The following is a 25057-nucleotide window of genomic DNA, read 5'->3' as shown; positions in this document are numbered from 1 at the left end:
TTCCTGGTCCGCGGGCGGGCGTCGTGGCCCGCCGCGGGACGGGGGCAGCCCCGCCCCGGAAGATGCTTCTTCCGGAACGGGGCTGCCGTGGTGACCACGAGTGTGATCACGTCCTTCTGGGACGCCGACCTCAGTTGGAGCCGAAGTCGTAGTCCTCCAGCGGGATCGCCTGGAACTCGGCGGGCGAGGAGTTCTCCTCCGCGTAGCTGAAGTCCGTGAACGAACCCGGCTCCGTGAACAGCGAGGCCTTCGCCTCGGCCGTCGGCTCCACGTCGATGTTGTTGTACCGCGCGAGCCCGGTGCCGGCCGGGATCAGCTTGCCGATGATCACGTTCTCCTTGAGGCCCACCAGCGGGTCGGACTTGCCCTCCATGGCCGCCTGCGTGAGCACGCGGGTGGTCTCCTGGAAGGACGCGGCCGACAGCCACGAGTCGGTGGCCAGCGAGGCCTTGGTGATGCCCATGAGCTCCGGACGGCCGGCGGCCGGACGGTTGCTCTCGGCTACGGCCCTGCGGTTGGCCTCCAGGAAGCGCACGTTCTCGACGAGCTCGCCCGGCAGCAGGTCTGTCTCGCCGGACTCGATGATCGTCACGCGGCGCAGCATCTGCCGCACGATGACCTCGACGTGCTTGTCGTGGATGCCCACGCCCTGGGAGCGGTACACGCGCTGCACCTCGTCCACGAGGTGCTTCTGCGCCTGCCGCGGACCGCGGATGCGCAGCACCTCCTTCGGGTCGACGGCACCCGAGACCAGCTGCTGGCCGACCTCGACGTGGTCGCCCTCGGTCACGAGCAGCTTGGCGCGGCGCAGCACCGGGTAGCCGATCGCCTCGTCCCCGTTGTCCGGGGTCACGACGAGCTTCAGCGCCTTCTCGGTGTCCTCCATGCTGATCCGCCCGGCGACCTCCGAGATCGGCGCCACCCCCTTGGGCGTGCGGGCCTCGAAGAGCTCCTGGATGCGGGGCAGACCCTGGGTGATGTCGCCGTCCGAGGACGCCACACCACCGGTGTGGAAGGTGCGCATCGTGAGCTGCGTGCCCGGCTCGCCGATCGACTGCGCGGCGATGATGCCCACGGCCTCGCCGATGTCCACCAGCTGGTTGGACGCCAGCGAACGGCCGTAGCACGCCGCGCACACGCCCACCGCGGACTCGCAGGTCAGCACGGAGCGCACGCGCACCGTGTCGGCCCCGCCCGCGAAGAGGGCGCTGATGAGCCCGTCGGAGAGGTCCGTGCCGGCCTCGGCCAGGATCTCGCCGTTGGCGTCCACCACGTCCACCGCGAGCACCCGGCCGTGCACGGTGTTCTCGATGTCCTCGTGCAGCAGGCGGGCACCGCTCTCCTGCACGTCGGCGAGCGGCAGGTTCAGGCCGCGCTCCGTCATGCAGTCCGCCTCGCGCACGATGACGTCCTGGGAGACGTCGACGAGACGGCGGGTCAGGTAGCCCGAGTTCGCCGTGCGCAGCGCGGTGTCGGCCAGGCCCTTGCGGGCGCCGTGGGTCGCGATGAAGTACTCCAGCACCGACAGGCCCTCCCGGTAGGAGGACTTGATCGGGCGGGGCATGATCTCGCCCTTGGGGTTGGACACGAGCCCGCGGATGCCGGCGATCTGGCGGACCTGCATCCAGTTGCCACGGGCGCCGGAGGACACCATGCGGTTGATGGTGTTCAGCGGGGACAGGTTCGCCTGCATGGCCTGGGCGACCTCGTCCGTGGCCTTGGTCCAGATGTCGATGAGCTCCGAGCGGCGCTCGTCGTCGTCGATCAGGCCGCGGTCGTACTGGCCCTGGATCTTCGCGGCCTGCGCCTCGTAGCCCTCCATGATGGCGGGCTTCTCCGGCGGGGTCGCGATGTCCGAGATCGCCACGGTCACGCCCGAGCGGGCCGCCCAGTGGAACCCGGCGTCCTTGAGCTCGTCCAGCGTGTGCGCCACGGTGACCATCGGGTACCGCTCCGCGAGATCGTTGACCAGCGCGGACAGGTGCTTCTTGTCCGCGACGGCCTCGTCCCAGGGGTAGTCCTCGGGCAGCGTCTCGTTGAACAGCACGCGACCCAGCGTGGTCTGCACCAGCACCGGCTGACCCGGCTCCCAGCCCTCGGGGGCCTCCCAGCCCTCGAACGGCACGAAGTCGTCCAGCTCGATCCGGCACAGCGCGTTGAGGTGCAGCTTCCCGGCGTCGTGGGCCATGATCGCCTCGGCGACCGAGGAGAACGAGCGGCCCTCCCCCTCCTCGCCCTCGCGGACGGTGGTGAGGTGGTACAGCCCGATGATCATGTCCTGCGAGGGCAGGGCGATCGGCTTGCCGTCCGAGGGCTTCAGGATGTTGTTCGAGGACAGCATCAGGATGCGCGCCTCGGCCTGGGCCTCCGGGGACAGGGGCAGGTGCACGGCCATCTGGTCACCGTCGAAGTCGGCGTTGAACGCGCCGCACACGAGCGGGTGGAGCTGGATGGCCTTGCCCTCGACGAGCTGCGGCTCGAACGCCTGGATGCCCAGACGGTGCAGGGTGGGGGCGCGGTTGAGCAGCACGGGGTGCTCGGTGATGACCTCCTCGAGCACGTCCCACACCTGGGGGCGGTAGCGCTCGACCATGCGCTTGGCGGACTTGATGTTCTGCGCGTGGTTGAGGTCCACGAGCCGCTTCATCACGAAGGGCTTGAACAGCTCGAGCGCCATCTGCTTGGGCAGACCGCACTGGTGCAGCTTCAGCTGCGGGCCGACCACGATGACCGAGCGGCCGGAGTAGTCGACGCGCTTGCCGAGCAGGTTCTGCCGGAAGCGGCCCTGCTTGCCCTTGAGCATGTCGGACAGCGACTTCAGCGCACGGTTGCCCGGCCCGGTGACCGGGCGGCCGCGGCGGCCGTTGTCGAACAGCGAGTCCACGGCCTCCTGCAGCATCCGCTTCTCGTTGTTGACGATGATCTCCGGGGCGCCCAGGTCCAGCAGGCGCTTGAGCCGGTTGTTGCGGTTGATGACGCGCCGGTAGAGGTCGTTGAGGTCCGACGTGGCGAAGCGGCCGCCGTCGAGCTGGACCATCGGGCGCAGTTCCGGCGGGATCACCGGGACGGCGTCCAGGACCATGCCCAGCGGGGAGTTGTCCGTGGTCAGGAACGCGTTGACGACCTTGAGCCGCTTCAGGGCGCGGGTCTTGCGCTGGCCCTTGCCGGTGGCGATGGTCTCCCGCAGGGACTCGGCCTCGGCCTCGAGGTCGAACGTCTCGAGGCGCTTCTTGATCGCCTCCGCGCCCATCGAGCCCTCGAAGTACATGCCGTAGCGGTCCACCATGACGCGGTAGAGCGCCTCGTCGCCCTCGAGGTCGTTGACCTTGAGGTTCTTGAAGCGGTCCCAGACCTGCTCGAGGCGGTCGATCTCCAGGTTGGCGCGCTTGCGCACGTTGGCCATCTGGCGGTCGGCGGAGTCGCGGAGCTTGCGCTTCTCCGCGGCCTTGCCGCCCTCCTCCTCGACGCGGCCGAGCTCGGTCTCGAGGTCGCGGGCGATCGCGGCGATGTCGGAGTCGCGGGTGGACTCCATCTGCGCCTTCTCGCGGTCCACGGCGGCCTGCAGGTTCGGCAGGTCGTCGTGTCGGGCGTCCTCGTCCACCGACGTGATCATGTACGCCGCGAAGTAGATGACCTTCTCGAGGTCCTTCGGGGCGAGGTCGAGCAGGTAGCCGAGCCGCGAGGGCACGCCCTTGAAGTACCAGATGTGGGTCACGGGAGCGGCGAGCTCGATGTGGCCCATGCGCTCACGGCGCACCTTGGCCCGGGTGACCTCCACGCCGCAGCGCTCGCAGATGATGCCCTTGTAGCGCACGCGCTTGTACTTGCCGCAGTAGCACTCCCAGTCCCGGGTGGGGCCGAAGATCTTCTCGCAGAACAGGCCGTCCTTCTCGGGCTTGAGCGTGCGGTAGTTGATGGTCTCCGGCTTCTTGACCTCGCCGTAGGACCAGGTCCGGATGTCCTCCGCGGTCGCAAGACCGATCCGCATGAGGCCTAGTGAAGATTCATTGGACATGAGGGTCCTTTATCTCTTTCTCTGGAAAAGTTGACGTCTCGTCGGGGGTGGAACGAGAGGGATCAGACCTCTTCGACCGAGCTGGGCTCGGAGTGCGAGAGATCGATGCCCAGTTCCTCGGCCGCCCGGAAGACCTCGTCATCCGAATCGCGCATCTCGATGGTGTTGCCGTCCGCCGAGAGCACCTCGACGTTCAGGCACAGCGACTGCATCTCCTTGATGAGGACCTTGAAGGACTCGGGGACACCCGGCTCGGGGATGTTCTCGCCCTTCACGATGGCCTCGTAGACCTTCACGCGCCCGTGCACGTCGTCGGACTTGACCGTCAGCAGTTCCTGCAGCGTGTAGGCGGCGCCGTACGCCTCGAGCGCCCAGACCTCCATCTCGCCGAAGCGCTGGCCGCCGAACTGCGCCTTACCGCCCAGCGGCTGCTGGGTGATCATGGAGTACGGGCCGGTCGAGCGCGCGTGGATCTTGTCGTCCACGAGGTGGTGCAGCTTCAGGATGTACTGGTAGCCCACCGACACCGGGTCCGGGAACGGCTCACCGGACCGGCCGTCGAACAGCCGGGCCTTGCCGGACCGGTCGATCAGCCGCAGGCCGTCGCGCGTCGGGTTGGTGTGGTCGAGGAGGTCGAAGATCTCCTCCTCGCGCGCGCCGTCGAACACCGGGGTGGCCACGTTCGTGGGGCCCGACTGCTTCGGGAAGTTCGGCAGCCGGTCCAGCCACTCGGGATCGCCCTCGATGTTCCAGCCCTGCTTCGCGAGCCAGCCGGTGTGCACCTCGAGGACCTGCCCCAGGTTCATGCGGCCGGGCACGCCCAGCGGGTTGAGGATGATGTCCACGGGGGTCCCGTCCTCGAGGAACGGCATGTCCTCCAGCGGCAGGATCTTCGAGATGACGCCCTTGTTGCCGTGGCGGCCGGCGAGCTTGTCGCCGTCCGTGATCTTGCGCTTCTGCGCCACGTACACCCGGACCACCTGGTTGACGCCCGCGGGCAGGTCGTCGTCCTCGTCGTCGCGGTCGAAGACGCGCACGCCGATGACGGTGCCGGACTCGCCGTGGGGCACCTTCAGGGACGTGTCGCGCACCTCGCGGGACTTCTCGCCGAAGATCGCCCGCAGCAGGCGCTCCTCCGGGGTCAGCTCGGTCTCGCCCTTCGGGGTGACCTTGCCCACGAGGATGTCGCCGGCCTGGACCTCCGCGCCGATGTGGATGATGCCGCGCTCGTCGAGGGCGGACAGCACCTCCTCGGACACGTTCGGGATGTCCCGGGTGATCTCCTCGGCGCCCAGCTTCGTGTCGCGGGCGTCGATCTCGTGCTCCTCGATGTGGATCGAGGTGAGCACGTCCTCCGAGACCATGCGCTGGGAGAGGATGATCGCGTCCTCGTAGTTGAGGCCCTCCCAGGACATGTAGGCGACCAGCAGGTTCTTGCCCAGGGCCAGCTCGCCCTGGTCCGTGGAGGGGCCGTCGGCGATGACCGAGCGCTCCTCCACGCGCTCGCCCTCCGAGACGACGACGCGCTGGTTGTACGTGTTGCCCGGGTTGGAGCGCGTGAACTTGTTGATCGGGTAGACCGTGGTCGTCCCGTCGTCGTTGAGCACGCGCACGAGGTTCGCCGAGACCTCCTCGACCACGCCGGCCTTGCGCGCCAGCACGGAGTCCCCGGCGTCCAGGGCCGCGTAGCGCTCCATGCCGGTGCCCACGAGCGGGGCCTCGGACTCGAGCAGCGGCACGGCCTGGCGCTGCATGTTGGCGCCCATGAGCGCGCGGTTGGCGTCGTCGTGCTCCAGGTACGGGATGAGCGCAGTCGCCACGGACACCATCTGGCGCGGGGAGACGTCCATGAACTGCACGGCGGTCGGGTCGACCAGCACGGCCTCGCCCGAGCCGTCGGCGGCGCGCGCCAGCACGGCGTCCTCGGCGAACCGGTTGTCCTGGCCCAGCGGGGCGTTGGCCTGGGCGATCGTGACGCCGCGCTCGTCGTCGGCGGTGAGGTACTCGACGTCGTCGGTGACCAGGCCGTCCACGACCTTGCGGTACGGGGTCTCGATGAAGCCGAACGGGTTGATCCGCCCGTAGGTCGCCAGCGAGCCGATGAGGCCGATGTTGGAGCCCTCAGGGGTCTCGATGGGGCACATGCGGCCGTAGTGCGACGGGTGGACGTCACGGACCTCCATGCCGGCGCGGTCGCGGGACAGCCCGCCCGGGCCGAGCGCGGACAGGCGGCGCTTGTGGGTCAGGCCCGCCAGCGGGTTGTTCTGGTCCATGAACTGCGACAGCTGCGAGGTGCCGAAGAACTCCTTGATCGCCGCCACGACGGGACGGATGTTGATCAGGGTCTGCGGGGTGATCGCCTCCACGTCCTGGGTGGTCATGCGCTCGCGCACCACGCGCTCCATGCGGGACAGGCCCGTGCGGATCTGGTTCTCGATCAGCTCGCCCACGGCGCGGATGCGGCGGTTGCCGAAGTGGTCGATGTCGTCGACGTCCACGACGACCTCGCGGGGCTCGCCGTCCCGCACGCCCTTCATGGTGCCGCCGCCGGCGTGCAGGGTCACGAGGTAGCGGATCATCGCGACGATGTCGTCGACCGAGAGCACGGAGGCGTCCTCGTCCTCGAACGCCTTGTCGAGGCCCAGCTTCCGGTTGATCTTGTAGCGGCCCACCTTCGCGAGGTCGTAGCGCTTGGAGTTGAAGTACATGTTGTCGAGCAGCGCCTGCGCGGCGTCGACCGTGGGCGGCTCCCCCGGGCGCAGCTTGCGGTAGATGTCCAGCAGCGCGTCCTCGCGGGACTCGACGGTGTCCTTCTCGAGGGTCGCCCGGATGGAGTCGAACTCCCCGAACTCCTCGAGGATGCGGGACTCGCTCCAGCCGAGGGCCTTCAGCAGCACGGTCACCGACTGCTTGCGCTTGCGGTCCAGGCGCACGCCCACCTGGTCGCGCTTGTCGATCTCGAGCTCGAACCAGGCGCCGCGGGAAGGGATGATCTTCGCGGAGTAGATGTCCTTGTCCGAGGTGCGGTCCTGGCCGCGCTCGAAGTAGGCGCCGGGCGAGCGGACGAGCTGGGAGACGACGACACGCTCGGTGCCGTTGATGACGAAGGTGCCCTTCTCGGTCATCAGCGGGAAGTCGCCCATGAACACGGTCTGCTGCTTGATCTCGCCCGTGTTGTTGTTCATGAACTCGGCCTTGACGTACAGGGGCGCCGAGTACGTGGCGTCCCGGTCCTTGCACTCGTCCATGGTGTACTTCGGGTCGTAGAACTCCGGCTCCGAGAAGGACAGGGACATGGTGCCCTGGAAGTCCTCGATCGGGGAGATCTCGTCGAAGATGTCGGACAGGCCGGAGGTGCGGGCGATGCCCTGCTCCCCGGTCTCGACGGCCTGCTGGACGCGGGCCTGCCACCGCTCGTTGCCCACGAGACGGTCGAAGCTGTCCGTCTGGAGGGCCAGCAGGTTCGGCACGTCCAGCGGTTCATGGATCTTGGCGAAGGAGATGCGGCGCGGGATGTTCCCGTCGGCCGGTCGGTTAGCGGTTACGTTCGAATCGGTGCTCGAGGCGACCAAGATGGATTCCTTCCACAGACCTGCAGTTGAATCGCGCAGTACCCGATCGGGTGTACGGGTGTGCGAGGGCCAGCGGACAGTGCTGCTGGTTCGCTCCCCGGGGGCGCCCACCGCTATATGAAGGCACGCAGAATGAGGGACAACGCAAACAACCAGCATAGGCCGGAAGCGCGGCTCTGTCCACACGACCGGTGGACGCGGGCGTCCACCGGTCGTAGGATGGGAAATTTCGTGCCCTGGGTCTCAGCGCCCCGCGGGGCGCCGGGCCCGGCGGCTCAGCGGGCGGCCTCCACGGCCCCGCTCCGCACCGTCCCGGCGGCGGGCTCCGGGACGTCGGCCGCGAACGCCTCGATCGGCGGGCAGCTGCAGACGAGGTGACGGTCCCCGGCGGCGTTCTCCACCCGGCCCACGGGCGGCCAGAACTTGGCCAGGCGCAGCTCGGGCAGCGGGTAGGCGGCCCGGGACCGGGGGTAGGACCGGTCCCACTCGTCGGCCGTGAGCACCTCCGCGGTGTGCGGGGCGTGGCGCAGCACCGAGTCCTCGAGGGCCACCTCGCCCTCGGCCACGGCCGTCATCTCCGCGTGGATCGCGCGCATCGCGGCCACGAACCGGTCGAGCTCCGCGAGGATCTCGGACTCCGTGGGCTCCACCATGAGCGTGCCCGCCACCGGGAACGCGAGGGTGGGGGCGTGGAACCCGTAGTCGACGAGCCGCTTGCACACGTCCTCTGCGGTCACCCCGGAGGCTCTCGTGAGCGCGCGCAGGTCGAGGATGCACTCGTGGGCCACGAACCCGCCGGGGCCGGTGTAGAGGGTGGGGAAGACGTCGGCGAGCCGGGCGGAGACGTAGTTCGCGCTGAGGATCGCGGTGCGCGACGACGCGGTGAGCCCCTCCGCGCCCGTCATGGCGACGTACATCCAGGAGATCGGCAGCACCCCGGCCGACCCCCAGCGGGCCTGGGACACGGGGAACGCCTCCTCGCCGCCGTCCACGGCCCCGGGGTCCCCGGGCAGGAACGGCACGAGGTGCTCAGCCACGGCCACGGGCCCCACGCCGGGTCCCCCGCCGCCGTGCGGGATGCAGAAGGTCTTGTGCAGGTTCAGGTGGGAGACGTCCCCGCCGAAGCGGCCCGGCCGGGCGAGGCCCATGAGGGCGTTGAGGTTGGCGCCGTCCACGTAGACCTGGCCCCCCGCGTCGTGCACGGCGGCGCACACGGCCGTGATCTGCTCCTCGAACACGCCGTGCGTCGAGGGGTAGGTGACCATGATGCCCGCCAGCTCCTCCCCCGCGGCCGCTATCTTGGCCGCGAGGTCCTCCATGTCCACGGAGCCGTCCCCGGCGGTGGCCACGACCACGACCTTGAGGTCGGCGAGCACCGCGGACGCGGCGTTGGTCCCGTGCGCCGAGGACGGGATGAGGACGGTCTTGCGCTGCCGGTCGCCCCGGGAGAGGTGGTAGCGCCGGATCGCGAGCAGGCCGGCGAGCTCGCCCTGCGAGCCTGCGTTGGGCTGGACGGAGACCGCGGCGTAGCCGGTGATCTCCGTGAGCCAGGACTCCAGCTGGGCGATGAGCTCGCGCCAGCCGAGGGTCTGGTCCTCGGGAGCCAGCGGGTGGATCGAGGCGAACTCGAGCCAGCTGATGGGCTCCATCTCCGCGGCGGCGTTGAGCTTCATGGTGCAGGAGCCCAGCGGGATCATGGTCCGGTCGAGGGCCAGGTCCTTGTCCGCGAGGGAGCGCAGCCAGCGCATCATCGCGGTCTCGGAGCGGTGCAGCGTGAACACCGGGTGGGTCAGGTAGGAGTCGGTGCGCAGCAGCTCGGAGGGCAGGTCCCAGTCGGCGCCCGCGCCGCCGTCGTCGGTGGCCGCGGCGCCGAAGGACGCGAGGACGTCGTCGACGACGCGCTCGTCGTGGGACTCCCCGACCGACACGGACACGTGGTCCGCACCGGCCCGGCGCACGTTGATCCCGCGCTCCGCGGCGGCCGCCACGACGGCGTCCGCGCGGCCGGGGACCTCGGCCAGCACGGTGTCGAAGAACCGGTCGTGGACCACGCGGACGCCGGCCGCGGCGAGCCCCGCGGCCAGGCGGGCGGCCAGGCGGTGCACGCGCTCCGCGATGACGCGGAGCCCGTCCCCGCCGTGGTACGCGGCGTAGGCGCCGGCCACGATGGCGAGCAGCGCCTGGGCGGTGCAGATGTTGGAGGTGGCCTTCTCGCGGCGGATGTGCTGCTCCCGGGTCTGCAGTGCCAGCCGGTAGGCGGGCCGGCCGGAGGAGTCGGTCGAGACGCCCACCAGGCGGCCCGGCAGATTCCGCTCGAGACCCCTGCGGCAGGCGAGGAACGCGGCGTGGGGTCCGCCGAAGAACAGGGGCACGCCGAAGCGCTGGGCGGAGCCCACGGCGATGTCCGCCCCCTGCTCCCCGGGCGAGCGCAGCAGGGTCAGGGCCAGCAGGTCGGTGGCGACGGCCACGAGCGCTCCCCGGGCGTGCGCCTCCTCGGCCAGCTCGGCGAGGGGGACGACCTCACCGTCGACGCCCACCTGGGTCAGGACCGCGCCGAAGAGGTCCCCCTCGGGCAGCCCCTCGGCGAGGTCGGTGACGACCAGCTCGATGCCCACGGCACGGCAGCGCCCGCCCAGCACGGCGAGGGTCTGCGGGAGCGTCCGGGCGTCGACGACGACGCGCCGGCTCGTGGCCTTGCGGTTGGCCCGGCGCATCATGAGTACGGCCTCGGCCACCGCGGTGGCCTCGTCCAGGAGGGAGGCGTTCGCCAGGTCCAGGCCGGTGAGGTCCATTACGGCGTTCTGGAACGTCAGCAGCGCCTCGAGGCGGCCCTGCGAGATCTCGGGCTGGTACGGGGTGTAGGAGGTGTACCAGGCGGGGTTCTCGAGGATGTTGCGGCGCAGCGCGGGCGGGGTGACGGTGTCCGCGTAGCCCTGCCCGATCATCTGGGTCATCACGCGGTTCTTCGCGGCGATCCGGCGCAGGGCGGAGAGCGCCTCGTGCTCCGGCATCGGGGCCGGCAGACGCAGGGGCTCGTCCGAGACGATGCCGGCGGGGACGGCGCGGGCGACGAGCTCGTCGAGGTCGGCGGCGCCGATCGCCCGGAGCATGCTCCGGGTCTCGGCGGCGTCCGGCCCGAGGTGGCGTGGCAGGAAGGACAAGGTCAGCTCCTCGTGGTTCGAGGCCCGGTGGGGCCCGTCCGGCCTCCCCGCTGAAGTCCCCTGACCCGAGAGTTCTCACCGGCCGCTGCGGGCCGGCCTGCACCGTCGGTGGCCTCGCGTCCGGGCCGGCGGCGGGGGACCTCTTCAGAGTGGCCCGCTCGCAGCGGTCCTGGGGCCTGAGAGATTCCCGGGGAGGATCTGCTCCTTCGGCGCCGCCCGCCGCCCGGGACGAGGGCGGCGGCGGACTCTCCCGCTGCGCGTGGGCGGCCGATGTGGTTGTGCCCCCAGTCTCCCACAGACCGGCCGGGCACGGCACGAGGCCCCGGACGCCGTGCGTCCGGGGCCTCGCAGGAGCGTCCGGGAAGGAACGCTTCCGGGGTCCTACTTGAGGGTGACGGTGGCGCCGGCGCCCTCGAGGGCCTCCTTGGCCTTGTCGGCGGCATCCTTGGCGGCGCCCTCGAGGACGGCCTTGGGGGCCGAGTCCACGAGGTCCTTGGCCTCCTTGAGGCCGAGGGAGGTCAGCGCGCGGACCTCCTTGATGACCTGGATCTTCTTCTCGCCGGCGGCCTCGAGGACGACGTCGAACTCGGTCTGCTCCTCGGCCTCCTCGGCGGCGGCGGCCGGAGCGGCGGCACCGGCGACGGCCACGGGGGCGGCGGCGGTGACGTCGAAGGTCTCCTCGAAGGCCTTCACGAACTCGGAGAGCTCGATGAGGGAGAGCTCCTTGAACGCGTCGATCAGTTCAGCGGTGGTGAGCTTGGCCATGGTTGTGGCTCCTTTTCGATGGTGTGCCCCGGCCGGGTTCGTCGGCGCGGGACGGTCTGGTTCCGTGGTGAGAATGTGCCTCGCGGCGGGGATGCTGGTCAGGCGTCCTGCTCCTCGACCTTGGCGCGCAGCGCCTCGGCCGTGCGGACGGTCTTCGACAGCGGGGCCTGGAACAGCGCCGCGGCCTGGGACAGGGACGCCTGGGCGGCACCGGCCACCTTGGCCAGCAGCACCTCGCGGGACTCGAGGTCCGCGAGCTGCTTGATCTCCGCGTCGCTCAGGGCCTTGCCCTCGAGGTAGCCGCCCTTGACGACGAGCTGCGGGTTCGCCCTGGCGAAGTCACGCAGGCTCTTGGCGGCCTCGACGGGATCCCCCGAGATGAAGGCGATCGCGCTCGGGCCGGCGAGCTGGCCGTCGAACGCGTCGATGCCCAGCTCCTTGGCCGCGATCGCGGTCAGCGTGTTCTTCACCACGGCGTATTCTGCGTTCTCACCGAGCGAGCGGCGCAGCTCCTTGAGCTGGGCCACGGTGAGGCCGCGGTACTCAGTCAGGACAGCGGCGTCCGAGTTGGAGAACATCTCCTTCAACTCGGCGACCGCGGCTGCCTTTTCCGGGTTCGCCATGGTACTCCTTCCGGTCTTCGCTGCCGGCCGCTGCCGGAAGGGCCCGGGCACAGAAAAAGCCCCGCGCAGATGCCCGGGGCTCGACGTGACGGCCCGTGCAGGACGGGGCGTGCTCGCTGTGCTGGTTCACCTGCGCTGGCGGTTCCTGGCGGAACTCTTACGGCTGTCCGTCCGTTCCGTGCACTCCGAAACGGGGTGCACGAGGCAGAGGGACCACGACCGGCGGTCTTTGGTACGCCCCAGGCTACCGGAGGGCCCCGCGTCGACCAAATCGGCCCCGCACGGGCCCGGAACCGGCACCGGGGGCCGGCCCGTCAACAGGCCCGGTCCGCCTCAGGCGGAGGGGAAGTCGCGGGACCACACGCCGCTGCGCCCGGCCACGCGGAAGCCCAGCCGGGCGTTGACCCGGCTCATCCGGTCGTCGCCGCTGTGGCTCCAGGAGTAGACGGTGCGCACGCTCGGGGCCTGCCGCTCGAGCTGCTGCAGGTTGGCCAGCTTCAGCCGGGTGGCGAGCCACTGGCGGCGGTGCTCGCGCAGGACCACGGTCTCGTCCTGCATCCCGATCGGCGGCTCCTCCCCCGCCAGGACGATCTCGGTCATCCCGACGAGCCGGCCCGTGGGCTCGTGCTCGGCGACGGCCACGAGCGAGACGTTGCCCGCCTCGGCGCGCAGCTGCTCGGTCCGCCGCACCCGCTCGGCGTCCCAGGGCTCGGGCTGGGCGACGACCACGGGGGCCAGGAAGGAGTCGGTCGCCATGCGCGAGTGCAGGGCCGCGAGCTCGTCGAGCCGGTCCTCGGGCGCGGGGCCGCTCCAGACGTGGATGCGGTAGGGCTCCTGGGCCTGCGAGGCCGCGACCTCGCGCAGCAGGGCCTGCACCCGCTCGGGCGGCAGCGGGACGTCCAGCACGCCGAAGTCGCTGACGGACTCCAGCCGGTAGCCGGCGCTGAGGGCGAAGCGGGTCTGCCGGTTGGACACGGGCAGCCGGCCCGACCCGTCCGCGGCGTCCACCCACTCGACCATCCCGGGCGTGAGCACCGGGAAGACCCCGGTGACGCTGCCGTCGCCCTGGATCTCCTCGGGGCCGGGGTGCTCGGTCTGGATCCGCAGGTGCCGGCGGGACTCCCCGACGGCGAGCTGCTCGGCGGCGGCCAGCAGCTCGCTGCCGGTGCCCTGCGAGGTGACGTCGGGGTCCACGTCGACGGTGATGTGGGCGGAGTCGGTGAGCGTGACCAGGGGCATCCGCACCTCGGCCCGTCCCGCGAGCCGGTCCCCCGCCCACGCGAGCAGGATGACCACGCGCTCGAAGGGGTCCAGCAGGTCGCGGTAGAGCTCCTGGGCGTCACCGGTGAGGTCCGAGATTCCCCACACGTGCTGCCGGGACCGGCGCACGACATCCGCGACGCGCCCCAGGAGCTCGTGCGCGGCGTCGTCGAACTCGTCGGGAATGCGCATCTGCTCGATGCGCACTGGGGGGTGCTCGCTCACGTGGGGGATCTCCGTTCCGTGGGCGCCGGCGGACGCCCGTCGGCTGCTGGGTCGAGGGAGGGGTGGTCCCGTCGGACGGGAAGGGGCCCGGCCGCATCGGCCGGGCCCCCACCCGTCGGAGCCCCGAGGGCTCCGGTGCACGGCGTCAGGCGCCGACGACGACCTCGGTCGCGTTCGGGTCGACCGGGATGCCCGGTCCGAACGTGGTCGAGACGGTCGCCTTCGTGATGTAGCGGCCCTTCGACGCGGAGGGCTTCAGGCGCAGGATCTCCTCGAGGGCGGCGCCGTAGTTCTCCGCGAGCTTCTCGAGGTCGAAGGACGTCTTGCCCACGATGAAGTGCAGGTTCGAGTGCTTGTCGACGCGGAAGTCGATCTTGCCGCCCTTGATGTCGTTGACGGCCTTGGTCACGTCCATGGTCACGGTGCCGGTCTTGGGGTTCGGCATCAGGTTGCGGGGACCGAGGACCTTGCCCAGCCGGCCGACCTTGCCCATCATGTCCGGGGTCGCCACGGCGGCGTCGAAGTCGGTCCAGCCGCCCTGGATGCGGGCGATCAGGTCGTCGGAGCCGACGTAGTCAGCCCCGGCCTCCTCCGCGGCGGCGGCCTTGTCGCCGGTCGCGAAGACGACGACGCGGGCGGTCTTGCCGGTGCCGTTGGGCAGGTTCACGGTGCCGCGGACCATCTGGTCGGCCTTCCGGGGGTCCACACCCAGGCGGAGGACGACCTCCACGGTGGAGTCGGTCTTCGCGGTGTCCAGCTCCTTGGCCAGGGCCACGGCCTCGGCCGGGGCGTACAGCGTGCCCTCGTCGATCTTGGCGGCGGCCGCCTGATATGCCTTGCTGCGCTTTGCCATCTGCTTCTTCTCCTTGTGCAGTTGTGGTCTGCGGGCCGCGCTCGGCCCTGCCACGTGAATAACGGTGGGTGGTGTCAGCCGAGGCTGATCACTCGACCTCGATGCCCATGGAGCGGGCGGTGCCGGCGATGATCTTCGCGGCGGCGTCGATGTCGTTGGCGTTGAGGTCTTCCTTCTTGGTCTCGGCGATCTCGCGGACCTGGTCCATGCTGAGCTTGCCGACCTTCTGGGTGTGCGGGACACCCGAGCCCTTGGCGACGCCGGCGGCCTTCTTGATCAGCTGCGCGGCGGGCGGGGTCTTCGTGATGAAGGTGAACGAGCGGTCCTCGTACACCGTGATCTCCACGGGCACGATGTTGCCGCGCTGGGACTCCGTGGCCGCGTTGTAGGCCTTGCAGAATTCCATGATGTTGACGCCGTGCTGACCGAGGGCCGGACCCACGGGGGGCGCCGGGTTGGCGGCGCCTGCCTGGATCTGCAGCTTGATCAGGCCGGAGACCTTCTTCTTCTTGGGAGCCATGTGCTGGTCCTTCTTCTGCTGGACGTACCGGCGCACAGGAGCGTACGACGGCGGGTGGCCGCCGTGGCGCGGCGGCCGGGCGGCCCGGCGGCGAAGCATGCACCGCGGGGCCGGGAACTGGGGCGGGCCGGAGCGGCCCGCGGGGCTCAGATCTTGGAGACCTGGTTGAAGCCGAGGGTGACGGGGGTCTCGCGCTCGAAGATCGACACGAGGACGACCAGCTGCTGGGACTCCACCTTGATCTCGGAGATCGTGGCGGGGAGGGTCTCGAACGGGCCCTCCTTGACGATGACGGACTCGCCGACCTCGAAGTCGATGTCGATCCGGGGCTGCGCGCTGGACTGGGCGGCGGACTCTCCGCCCGCGCCCTGCGGCGCCTCGAAGACCGGGTTGAGCATCTCGAAGACCTCGTCGAGGCGCAGCGGCACGGGGTTGTACGCGTCCTGGCCGACGAAGCCGGTGACGCCCGGGGTGTGGCGGACCGCGCCCCACGAGGCGTCGGTGAGGTTCATGCGCACCAGCACGTAGCCGGGGATCCGCACCCGGCGCACGATCTTGCGCTGCGCGTTCTTGATCTCGACGACCTCCTCCATCGGCACCTCGATCTGGAAGATGTCGTCCTCCATGTTGAGGGACTGGATGCGGGTCTCGAGGTTCGTCTTCACGCGGTTTTCGTAGCCGGCGTAGGTGTGGATGACGTACCAGTCACCCTCCTGGCGCCGCAGCTTCGACTTGAACTCCTCGACGGGGTCCACGGCGGGAGGCTCGTCCTCGGCCGCGGGGGCCGCCTCGTCGTCGGCCGGCTCGGCCGGAGCGTCGTCGTCGGCCGTCTCCGCGGGAGCCTCGTCGATGGCCGTCTCCGCGGGAGCCTCGTCGGCGACCGGGTCCGCCGGGGCGTCGTCCGGCTCGTGGGCGGCCGCGAAGTCGTCCTCCTGCACGGAGGACTCGGCCTCCGGCAGCTCCGGAGCCTGCTGGTCGACCTCGGCCGGTGCCTCGGTGCCGTTTTCGAGCTCGTGCTCGGTCACTGGATCTCCCTCAAAGTTCTTTCGTGGATGTCGTGCTCTGCTGGGTCACGGTGGCCGGCCGTGCCGGCCCGTGCGCCGCCCGGATCAGCCGGCGGCGTCCCCCTGCCCGAAGATCCACAGGGCCGCCTGGCCGAACGCGAGGTCCAGGATCGAGATGAGCACCATCATGAACGCGACGAACACGAGGACGACCAGGACGTAGTTGACCAGTTCGCGCCGGGTGGGGGTGACCACCTTCCGGAGCTCCCCGACGACCTGGCGCAGGAACAGGAACAGGCGCCCGAAGACGCCGCGGGGGTTCTCTGCGCCCTGCTCCGGGGGCTGGCCCGACGCGCGGCCGGCGGTGGTCTGCGACATCGGCTCTCCCTGTGTGGACTCGTGCGTGCCGCGCGGTGCTGCCGGCCCGCCGTCGCCGCGGCGGCTCCCGGCACCCCGGTGCGGGGAGCCGGGGACCGCCCCGGACTGGAGCAGGGCAGACAGGACTCGAACCTGCAACCTGCGGTTTTGGAGACCGCTGCGCTACCAATTGCGCCACTGCCCTCTGTGCCTCGCGGCCTCGGCCGGCGTGGGGACGCCGGTCTCGATCGCTCGGACCCGGTCACCGACTCTACCACCCGGCCCCGCCGTGACGGCGCGGTCGAGCAGGCGCCGATGACACCAGTCGTCCATCCTAGGCGACCCGGGCGGCGGGGTGCAATCCGGCCGGGCGCGGACGCCGGGGCGCCGAACCCGCGGCCCGGACCCCCGAGTAGCATGGGGGCGTCCGCTCCGCCGTCCCCGCACCCGGCGGAGACCGTCCGTTCCCCATCCAGGAGGCCCCCGGTCATGACCACGTCCCGCATCTCCCGGCGCGTCGGCGCCATCGCAGAGTCCGCGACGCTCGCCGTGGACGCCAAGGCGAAGGCGCTCAAGGCCGCCGGCCGGCCCGTGATCGGCTTCGGCGCCGGGGAGCCCGACTTCCCCACCCCCCAGTACATCGTGGACGCCGCCGCGGCCGCCCTCCAGGACCCGGCGAACTTCCGGTACACGCCGGCCGCGGGCCTGCCCGAGCTCCGCAAGGCCGTGGCCGAGCAGACCGCCCGGGACGACGGGTACGCGGTGGAGCCCTCCCAGGTGCTCATCACCAACGGCGGCAAGCAGGCCGTGTTCCAGGCCTTCGCGACGGTCGTGGACGAGGGCGACGACGTCCTGCTGCCGGCCCCGTACTGGACCACCTACCCCGAGGCCATCAAGCTCGCCGGGGGCAACCCGGTGGAGGTCTTCGCCGGACCGGAGCTCGGCTACAAGGTGACCCCCGAGCTGCTCGAGGCGGCGTGGACCGAGCGCACCAAGGCGCTGCTGTTCTGCTCCCCGTCCAACCCCACGGGCGCCGTGTACTCGCCCGAGGAGACCGCGGCCGTGGGTCGCTGGGCGGCGGAGAAGGGAATCTTCGTGCTGACCGACGAGATCTACCAGCACCTCACCTACGACGACGTGCCGTTCACGTCGATCGCCGCCGCCGTGCCGGAGCTGGGCGAGAACGTGGTCGTCCTCAACGGCGTGGCCAAGACGTACGCGATGACCGGCTGGCGGGTGGGCTGGATGATCGGCGCCCCCGACGTGATCAAGGCGGCCACGAACCTGCAGTCCCACCTGAGCTCCAACGTCAACAACGTGGCCCAGCGGGCCGCGCTCGCGGCCGTGTCCGGGCCGCTCGACGAGGCCCACCGGATGCGGGAGGCCTTCGACCGCCGCCGCCGTGCCATGGTCGAGGCCCTCAACGCCATCGACGGCGTGGAGTGCCCCACCCCGACCGGCGCGTTCTACGCCTACGCGGACGTGCGCGGCCTGCTCGGCCGGCGCTTCGGCGACGCGACGCCCCGGACCTCCGCCGAGCTCGCCGAGCTGATCCTGGAGCAGGCGGAGGTGGCCGTGGTGCCCGGCGAGGCCTTCGGCCCCTCCGGCTTCCTGCGCCTGTCCTACGCCCTCGGCGACGACGACCTCGCCGAGGGCCTGCGCCGGCTCCAGGAGTACCTGGGCGGCGCCGCGTGAGCGCCGCGACGGACGCGCTGGGCACGGCCGCGGCCGCGGCGGGGTCGGTGCCCGCGGCGGCGCTCGTGACCGCCGGGCTGATCGGCGGGTACGCCACGGCCCGGGCGACCGGCGTCCGGCCCCTGGGCGGGGCGGTGCTGGCCGCCGCGGGGGCGGCGGCCGCCCACACGTGGTGGCACCGCGGCGGGCCGGGGACCACCGCGGCGCTCGGCGGGCTCTACGTCCTGGGCTTCGGGCTCTCCCACCCGCTGGCGAAGCGGATCGGCGCCTGGCCCTCGGTCCTGGCCGTGACCGCCGTCAACGCCGCCGCCAGCACCGTCCTGGTGGACCGCTCCGGCCGCTGACCCGCGACCGTCCCGCACCGGCGCCGCCCGCCCCCGGCAGGGGGCGGGCGGCGCCGTCGTCGTCGTGCGTCCGGGCCGAGCCTCAGTCGCCGACGGCCTCCAGGCCGCGGCGCACGATCAGCGGATCGGGGGGATAGACCACGTCCGGGTCCTTGTCCTCGTAGTCGAACTGGTCCAGGAAGAAGCGCATCGCGTTGAGCCTGGCCCGCTTCTTGTCGTTGGACTTTACCGTGATCCACGGGGCGTGGTCGGTGTCGGTGCGCAGGAACATCTCCTCCTTTGCGTCCGTGTAGTCCTCCCAGCGGTCCAGGGAGGCCAGGTCCATGGGAGAGAGCTTCCACCGGCGCACGGGATCGATCTGGCGGATCGCGAACCGGGTGCGCTGCTCGTGCTGGGTGACGGAGAACCAGAACTTCGTGAGGTGGACGCCGGAGTCCACGAGCATCTTCTCGAACACCGGGGCCTGGGCCATGAACTGCTCGTACTGCGGGTCCGTGCAGAAGCCCATGACCCGCTCGACGTTGGCGCGGTTGTACCAGGAGCGGTCGAACATCACGATCTCCCCGGCGGTGGGCAGGTGCTGGATGTAGCGCTGGAAGTACCACTGGCCCCGTTCGCGGTCCGAGGGCTTCGTCAGGGCCACCACCCGGGCCGCGCGCGGGTTGAGGTGCTCGGTGAACCGTTTGATCGTCCCGCCCTTGCCGGCCGCGTCCCGTCCCTCGAACACGATGACGTGCTGGAGGTCGTGGTCCTGGCCCCAGTACTGGAACTTCAGCAGCTCGATCTGCAGCTGGTACTTCTCGAGCTCGTACTCCTCCCGCGACAGCCGCTCGTCGTACGGGTAGTCCTCCCGCCAGGTCTCCACGGCCGACCCCCCGGGATCGACGAGGTCCGGGTCCGGGGACTGCCCGTCCCGCACCGTGTACCCCTGGTCGACCAGCTTGTCGATGAACTCCCGCAGGTTCTCCCGGGCCGGTTCCTTGTCCGCGTTCATCGCCACCCTCCTCACGGGCCCGGAGGGGCCCTCCCCGGCAGTCTAGGCCCGGGGCGGCGGGCGCCGGTGCCGGGGCCAGAACTCCCGGGCCGTCCCTGCCGCCGGTGCCCGGACTCACTAGACTGGGCGTGCCGGTGCACGTCCGGCCGCCACGCACGCCCCGCCCACCCGGAGGAGACTGTACGGATGAAGATCGGACTGCTGACCAGCGGCGGGGACTGCCCCGGACTCAACGCGGTGATCCGCGGCGCCGTGCTGCACGGGATCAAGACCTACGACCACGAGTTCGTGGGTTTCCGCGACGGCTGGCGCGGAGTCGTGGAGGGCGACATCATGGACCTGCCCCGCACCCGGGTGCGGGGCCTGGCCCGGGAGGGCGGGACCATCCTGGGGACCTCCCGCACCAACCCCTACGACGGCCCCGGCGGCGGACCGGAGAAGATCGCCGTGATGCTCGAGCGCCACCACATCGACGCGATCGTCGCCATCGGCGGGGAGGGCACCCTGGCCGGGGCCAAGCGCCTGTCCGACGCCGGGCTGCCGGTGGTCGGTGTGCCCAAGACCATCGACAACGACCTGCAGGCCACCGACTACACCTTCGGCTTCGACACCGCCGTGTCCATCGCCACCGACGCCATGGACCGGCTGCGCACCACCGGGGAGTCCCACCACCGGTGCATGGTCGCCGAGGTCATGGGCCGCCACGTCGGGTGGATCGCCCTGCACTCGGGGATGTCCGCCGGCGCCCACGCGGTGCTGATCCCTGAGCAGAAGGTCTCGATGGACGAGGTCTGCGCCTGGGTGCGGGAGGTCTACGACCGGGGCCGGTCCCCGCTGGTGGTGGTGGCCGAGGGGTTCATCCCCGAGGACCGGGAGGACGTGCTCGCCGGCAAGGGCACCGAGTCCTCCGGCCGGCCGCGGCTGGGCGGGGTCGGGGAGTACGTCACCGAGCAGATCGAGGCGATGACCGGGATCGAGACCCGCAACACCACGCTGGGGCACATCCAGCGCGGCGGGGCCCCCACCGGCTTCGACCGGGTGCTGGCCACCCGGTTCGGGATGGCCGTGGTCGACCTCGTGCACGAGAGGCAGTGGGGGCGGATGGTTGCCCTGCGCGGCACCGACATGGTCCGCGTCGACTTCGCCGAGGCCCTCGAGGGGCTCAAGACCGTCCCCCAGCACCGCTGGAACGAGGCCCGCGTGCTCTTCGGCCGCTGAGGCGGACGACGACCCCCCGCGCGCGGTCCACGACCCGCGCGCCCGGGCTCGGGTCGTGCGCTGCGGGCTCGGGTGCTGTGCTGCGGGTTCGGGGGTCGTGGACTACGGGCGCGCGTCCCGGGCGCCGCGGAGGAAGCCCGTCTGCCGGCCGACCACCTGGCCGGCGTCCGGCGGGACGACGACCTGCTGCGCCGCGGCCCACCGCTGCCCGCCGTCGGTGACGACGAGCTGGGCGGCGGGATCGGCGGTGCGCTTGAGCACGGCCAGGGCGATGGGGCCCTGCTCGTGGTGCAGCTGCACGGAGGTGACGCGCCCCACCGTGCGCTCCCCCGCCACCACGTCGGCACCCGTGGCCGGCAGCGTGTGCTCCGAGCCGTCGAGGTCGAGCAGCACGAGCCGGCGCGGCGGGTGCCCGAGGTTGTGCACCCGCGCGACGGTCTCCTGGCCCTTGTAGCAGCCCTTGGCCAGGTGCACGGCGGTGCGCAGGAGGTCGAGCTCGTGCGGGATCGTCCGCTCGTCCGTCTCGGCGCCCCAGCGCGGGCGCCATGCGGCGATCCGCAGCGCCTCGGCGGCCCAGGCACCGGCGAGCGGGAGGTCGAGGGTCAGCGCGTCGAGCTCGTCGCGGGGCACGAGGTGCTCCCACCAGGTGCGCTCCTCACCGGGATGGGGGCCGTCGAGCACGGCGTAGCTCCATCCACCGGGGGCGACCTGGGGCCAGGGGTCCCGCCACACGACCGTGGCGGGCAGACCGGGCACGGTGCCCGTGGCACCGAGCACGGCCCACTGCCCGGTGCGATCCTCGATCTCGACGCGCAGCGCGAAGCGCATGGCCTCCAGCCACGCCACCAGGGGCGCGGCCTCGTCGGCCTCGGTGAGCAGCCAGGTGGTGGCGCCGTCGTCCACCACGTGGGGTGCGTGCTCGATCCGTCCCTGCACGGACAGGAAGAGGGTCTCGGTGCTGCGCCCGGGCTCGAGGCCGGTGAGCACCTGCGAGGAGAGCGTGCTGAGCCAGCTGAGCCGGTCGGGCCCGGTCACGGTGACGACACCCTTGTGGGAGAGGTCCACCACGGTGCCGGGCGTCCGCACGAGGGAGCGCTGCTCCCGCAGCGGGTCGCCGTAGTGGGCGGCGACCCCGCGGTCCAGGCCCTCGGCCTCGACCGCTCCGGGTCGGTGGAGCAGGGGGGAACGGTGCTCGGTCACGGAACTCAGCCGATCTTCCGCAGCTGCGCGGAGGCGTGGGTGGTCAGCGGTTCGCCGAGGGCGGCCATGTCCCAGGCCCAGAACAGGTCGCCGTGGACCAGGCCGTACATGCGCGTCGAGGAGCTGTACTCCTTGGCCCCGCGGGCGCGGATCACGGCGTCGGTGGCGAGGTCGATCCGGGGGCCCTTGATCTGCCCGGCGTAGAGCTCGGCGACGCCGCCCGGGTGGGTCAGGGTCATGAGGACGTCGAAGCCGCCGTCCGCGTTGCGCACCCGCTCCACGTCCTCCGCGCCCTGGAGCACGGGCACGAGGTCGGGCGGGAGCATCCCGGGGCCCACGTCACCGTCCTCGAGGGTGCGGTCGAGCTGCCAGAAGCCCTGTTCCACGGTGGCCGGGCGCATCGGTTGCCCCTCCTCGTCGAGGAGCGTGGTCTGCGCCCGGTACTCGAGGAACGGCAGTCCGTTCTGCTCGAAGGTCACGCGCTGCCGGAACGGCCGCTGCTCGACCTCTCCGTAGCCCATGAAGCCGTCGCCCTCCCAGGTGCCCAGCAACCAGGCGAACGGGACGAGTTCGGGCATCAGATCCGAGGGGATCTCGATCGGCACGGGACTAGTTCTGTCCCTTGAACAGCCCGAGGACCACCTTCAGGGAGATCCCGGCGATGAACAGGCCGGAGATGCCGAGCAGGGCGAGGTAGAAGATTTCGAGTGCAAGCATGGCCCTAAACTACCACGGTGCTCACCAGCCGGGCAGTGAAGACGGCCCCCACCCCGAGGAACGCCACGGGGGTCACACCGAGGGCCACGACGCCCCGCTTGGGCGAGCTCTTCGGGGCCGCCGCGATGACGCGGCCGCCCACGAGGGCCACCAGCGCGGCCAGGACGGCCCCGACCACCACGAGCAGGGCAGGGTCCTGACCGGTGGCCCGGTAGTCGCCGGCCAGGGCGATCCAGCCGGAGGAGCTGACCGCCGCGAGCACGCCCGCCGTCGAAGCGATCGCCGACTCGAGCCGGTTCTCGGCGCTCTCGCCGCGCACCAGCTCCGCCGTGAACACGGTCATCAGGGCCACCCCGACGACGGCGGGCAGCCACACGAGCTGCTGGCCGGGCAGGAACTGCACGAGCAGGGCCGCGACGACGCCGGCGGCGGTCATGATCACGTTGTGGCGGTGCCTCGCCGAGATGCCGGTGGCCGCCGGCCAGCCGAAGCCGATGACCACGGACATCCCCAGCGCCAGCAGCAGCGGCGCGGGCCCGGCGACCGCGACCGCCACCAGGGCCGCCACGAGGCCGACCACGCTGCACGCGGCGATCATGGCGTATCTCATGGCGATCGGGTTCCTGCACTGTCGAGGGTCGGGACCTGCGCCCGGGCGGACACGAGCAACGATAGCGGCTCGCCGCGGGGCGCGGGTGGAGCACCCGGACGGGGTGGAGCGCCGGGAGCGGGGGGAACGGCGGGGCGGTCACCGGCCGCGGGACGCTCCGGGCCGGCGGGGTCGCGGAGCCGGTCGCCCGCCCGGACCTATACTGACAGCTCAGCCCGCACGCCAGAGTGGAGAAGCACGAGTGTTCCATATCCTGATGCTGACCGACTCGGACGGACCCTCGGCATCGGTGCTCCCGGCCCTCGACCTGCTCAACCACAAGGTGTCGGTCGCCCCCACCCGGACCGTGTCCGGGAGCGTCGACGGCCGGTCCCCGGACGTGGTCCTGCTGGACGGGCGCACCGATCTGATCACCGCGCGCAACCTCGCGCAGCTGCTCACAGCCAAGGGGCTGGCGGCGCCGCTGCTCATGGTCCTCACCGAGGGCGGAATGGCGGCGGTGGCCGCGAACTGGATGGTCGACGACGTCGTGCTCGACACGGCGGGTCCCGCGGAGGTCGAGGCGCGGCTGCGCCTCGCCTCCTCCCGCACGGCCGAGCTCCCCGAGGACGACACCCGCATCCGTGCGGGCTCCGTGGTCATCGACGACGCCGCGTATTCCGCGCACGTCAACGGCCAGCCCCTGAACCTGACGTACAAGGAGTTCGAGCTGCTGAAGTACCTGGCCCAGCACTCGGGGCGGGTCTTCACCCGCGCCCAGCTGCTCAGCGAGGTCTGGGGCTACGACTACTACGGCGGCACCCGCACCGTGGACGTGCACGTGCGGCGGCTGCGCGCCAAGCTGGGCGCCGACCACGAGCACCTGATCACCACGGTGCGTAACGTGGGCTACAGCTTCGCCACGTCGCGGCCCCGGGAGAGCTGAGCACCGGCACCCCGGTCCGCGCACCCCACACCGCCCCGCAGGAGGTCCCCATGTCCCAGCCCGTGCCGTACGACCTCGACCGCCCGGACGTCCCGCCGGCCGCGGAGATCGTGGAGCTCGCCTCCCGCGCCGCCGCCGCGGACGGCGACCCGCCGTTCTCCGACCAGACCCTCGTGCACCTGCGCTCGGCGCAGGACGGCCGGCTCCGCACCGTCCTGGCGCGCTCGCGCGGCGGAGAGCTCCTCGGCGCGGCGGTGCGCGTGCCCGAGCCCGACGGCGCCCACCTCGTGGAGCTCGTGGTCGGCCCCGGCCACCGCGGCGCCGGGATCGGCGCGGCGCTGGCCGGGGCCGTGGCCGCCGGGACCACCGGCACCGTCCGGGCCTGGGCGCACGGCGGGCACCCGGCCGCCGCCGCGCTCGCCGCCCGGCACGGGCTGGCCCCCGTGCGGGACCTGCACCGGCTGCTGCGCCCGCTGCGCGGCGCGGGGGACCTCCCCCTCCCCGAGTCGATGCCCGCGGGCTTCCGCCTGCGGGCGTTCGAGCCCGGCCGCGACGAGCAGGAGTGGCTGCAGGTCAACGCGGCCGCGTTCGCCGAGCACCCCGAGCAGGGCCGGATGACCCTCGACGACCTCCGGCAGCGGGAGGCCGAGGCGTGGTTCGACCCCGCCGGCTTCCTGCTCGCCGTCCGGGAGGACGAGCCGGGGACCGTGGCCGGCTTCCACTGGACCAAGATCCACGCCGGCGACGCCGAGCGCGGCCCCCTCGGCGAGGTGTACGCCGTGGGGGTGGCGCCCGGGCACCAGGGCACGGGACTGGGCCGGGCGCTGACGGCCGCCGGCGTCAACCACCTGGCCCGGCAGGGACTGGCCGAGGTCATGCTCTACGTGGACGGGGACAACGCCGCCGCCCTGCGCCTGTACGAGGGGCTGGGCTTCCGGCCGTGGCACCTCGACGTGATGTACGCGGGGAGCCTCCCCGGCTGACCCGCCCGCCCCGCTC

The 25057-nt window shown here is 71.6% G+C and carries 19 protein-coding genes, 1 tRNA gene and 1 riboswitch; of the genes, 5 read left to right on the top strand and 15 right to left on the bottom strand.

Annotated elements, in window-relative coordinates; translation table 11 throughout:
* Positions 1-130 precede the first annotated feature (130 nt).
* From ACFYE1_RS10535 to ACFYE1_RS10485, 11 genes are all read right to left on the bottom strand, one after another.
* The gene (locus tag ACFYE1_RS10535; protein ID WP_387742542.1) at positions 131-4015 is read right to left on the bottom strand and encodes a DNA-directed RNA polymerase subunit beta'; all 3885 of its coding nucleotides are present in this window, start codon (positions 4013-4015) and stop codon (positions 131-133) included.
* Positions 4016-4077: 62 nt separating this feature from the next.
* The gene (rpoB, locus tag ACFYE1_RS10530; RefSeq protein ID WP_387742540.1) at positions 4078-7587 is read right to left on the bottom strand and encodes a DNA-directed RNA polymerase subunit beta; all 3510 of its coding nucleotides are present in this window, start codon (positions 7585-7587) and stop codon (positions 4078-4080) included.
* Between the two features lie 275 nt (positions 7588-7862).
* Positions 7863-10748 (bottom strand): aminomethyl-transferring glycine dehydrogenase, encoded by a 2886-nt coding sequence (gcvP, locus tag ACFYE1_RS10525; protein WP_387742538.1) that lies wholly within the window; start codon positions 10746-10748, stop codon positions 7863-7865.
* A 154-nt stretch (positions 10749-10902) separates the two neighbouring features.
* Positions 10903-11011: riboswitch (glycine riboswitch) on the bottom strand.
* 118 nt (positions 11012-11129) lie between these two features.
* A complete protein-coding gene (rplL, locus tag ACFYE1_RS10520) occupies positions 11130-11513 on the bottom strand; it encodes a 50S ribosomal protein L7/L12 (RefSeq protein ID WP_387742536.1) in 384 nt (127 codons plus the stop codon).
* A gap of 98 nt (positions 11514-11611) precedes the next feature.
* Positions 11612-12136, bottom strand: a complete 525-nt coding sequence (rplJ, locus tag ACFYE1_RS10515; protein WP_387742534.1) for a 50S ribosomal protein L10 — start codon at positions 12134-12136, stop codon at positions 11612-11614.
* A gap of 333 nt (positions 12137-12469) precedes the next feature.
* On the bottom strand, positions 12470-13621 hold the full coding sequence (locus ACFYE1_RS10510; protein WP_387742532.1) for a GNAT family N-acetyltransferase: 1152 nt from the start codon (positions 13619-13621) through the stop codon (positions 12470-12472).
* A gap of 145 nt (positions 13622-13766) precedes the next feature.
* Positions 13767-14474 (bottom strand): 50S ribosomal protein L1, encoded by a 708-nt coding sequence (gene rplA / locus ACFYE1_RS10505; protein ID WP_387742530.1) that lies wholly within the window; start codon positions 14472-14474, stop codon positions 13767-13769.
* Positions 14475-14562: 88 nt separating this feature from the next.
* Positions 14563-14994 (bottom strand): 50S ribosomal protein L11, encoded by a 432-nt coding sequence (gene rplK, locus ACFYE1_RS10500; RefSeq protein WP_368799086.1) that lies wholly within the window; start codon positions 14992-14994, stop codon positions 14563-14565.
* Positions 14995-15140: 146 nt separating this feature from the next.
* Positions 15141-16019, bottom strand: coding sequence for a transcription termination/antitermination protein NusG (gene nusG / locus ACFYE1_RS10495; RefSeq protein ID WP_387742528.1), 879 nt, complete (start codon positions 16017-16019; stop codon positions 15141-15143).
* Between the two features lie 84 nt (positions 16020-16103).
* A complete protein-coding gene (secE, locus tag ACFYE1_RS10490; RefSeq protein ID WP_387742526.1) occupies positions 16104-16376 on the bottom strand; it encodes a preprotein translocase subunit SecE in 273 nt (90 codons plus the stop codon).
* 111 nt (positions 16377-16487) lie between these two features.
* Positions 16488-16560, bottom strand: a tRNA-Trp gene (locus ACFYE1_RS10485).
* A gap of 284 nt (positions 16561-16844) precedes the next feature.
* On the opposite strand from ACFYE1_RS10485, the gene ACFYE1_RS10480 reads away from it, so the two are divergent.
* Both ACFYE1_RS10480 and ACFYE1_RS10475 read left to right on the top strand, forming a co-directional pair.
* Complete coding sequence (locus ACFYE1_RS10480; RefSeq protein ID WP_387742524.1) at positions 16845-18050, top strand: pyridoxal phosphate-dependent aminotransferase; 1206 nt, start codon at positions 16845-16847, stop codon at positions 18048-18050.
* Positions 18047-18394, top strand: coding sequence for a hypothetical protein (locus ACFYE1_RS10475; RefSeq protein ID WP_387742522.1), 348 nt, complete (start codon positions 18047-18049; stop codon positions 18392-18394). Before ACFYE1_RS10480 ends, ACFYE1_RS10475 begins: the two co-directional genes overlap by 4 nt.
* 82 nt (positions 18395-18476) lie before the next feature.
* On the opposite strand, the gene ppk2 is transcribed toward ACFYE1_RS10475, so the two are convergent.
* Positions 18477-19388 carry a polyphosphate kinase 2 gene (gene ppk2, locus ACFYE1_RS10470; RefSeq protein WP_387742520.1) on the bottom strand — a complete coding sequence of 304 codons (912 nt, stop codon included), beginning with the start codon at positions 19386-19388 and terminating at the stop codon, positions 18477-18479.
* Positions 19389-19574: 186 nt separating this feature from the next.
* Here ppk2 and ACFYE1_RS10465 point away from each other — a divergent pair, with 186 nt between their 5' ends.
* Positions 19575-20606 carry a 6-phosphofructokinase gene (locus ACFYE1_RS10465; protein ID WP_387742518.1) on the top strand — a complete coding sequence of 344 codons (1032 nt, stop codon included), beginning with the start codon at positions 19575-19577 and terminating at the stop codon, positions 20604-20606.
* Positions 20607-20708: 102 nt separating this feature from the next.
* Here ACFYE1_RS10465 and ygfZ read toward each other — a convergent pair whose 3' ends face one another.
* From ygfZ to ACFYE1_RS10450, 3 genes are all read right to left on the bottom strand, one after another.
* Positions 20709-21806: a CAF17-like 4Fe-4S cluster assembly/insertion protein YgfZ gene (ygfZ, locus tag ACFYE1_RS10460; RefSeq protein WP_387742516.1), complete on the bottom strand. Its 1098-nt coding sequence runs from the start codon at positions 21804-21806 to the stop codon at positions 20709-20711.
* A gap of 5 nt (positions 21807-21811) precedes the next feature.
* The gene (locus ACFYE1_RS10455) at positions 21812-22411 is read right to left on the bottom strand and encodes an FABP family protein (RefSeq protein ID WP_387742514.1); all 600 of its coding nucleotides are present in this window, start codon (positions 22409-22411) and stop codon (positions 21812-21814) included.
* Positions 22412-22527: 116 nt separating this feature from the next.
* Positions 22528-23133, bottom strand: a complete 606-nt coding sequence (locus ACFYE1_RS10450; protein WP_387742512.1) for a hypothetical protein — start codon at positions 23131-23133, stop codon at positions 22528-22530.
* Between the two features lie 241 nt (positions 23134-23374).
* On the opposite strand from ACFYE1_RS10450, the gene ACFYE1_RS10445 reads away from it, so the two are divergent.
* Both ACFYE1_RS10445 and mshD read left to right on the top strand, forming a co-directional pair.
* Complete coding sequence (locus tag ACFYE1_RS10445; protein ID WP_387742510.1) at positions 23375-24058, top strand: response regulator transcription factor; 684 nt, start codon at positions 23375-23377, stop codon at positions 24056-24058.
* A gap of 50 nt (positions 24059-24108) precedes the next feature.
* Positions 24109-25041 carry a mycothiol synthase gene (gene mshD, locus ACFYE1_RS10440; RefSeq protein ID WP_387742508.1) on the top strand — a complete coding sequence of 311 codons (933 nt, stop codon included), beginning with the start codon at positions 24109-24111 and terminating at the stop codon, positions 25039-25041.
* The last annotated feature ends 16 nt before the right edge of the window (positions 25042-25057 follow it).

Source organism: Kocuria nitroreducens (assembly GCF_042879195.1).
Classification (GTDB): Bacteria; Actinomycetota; Actinomycetes; order Actinomycetales; family Micrococcaceae; genus Kocuria; species Kocuria nitroreducens.
This window is presented reverse-complemented; position numbering and strand designations above follow the sequence as displayed.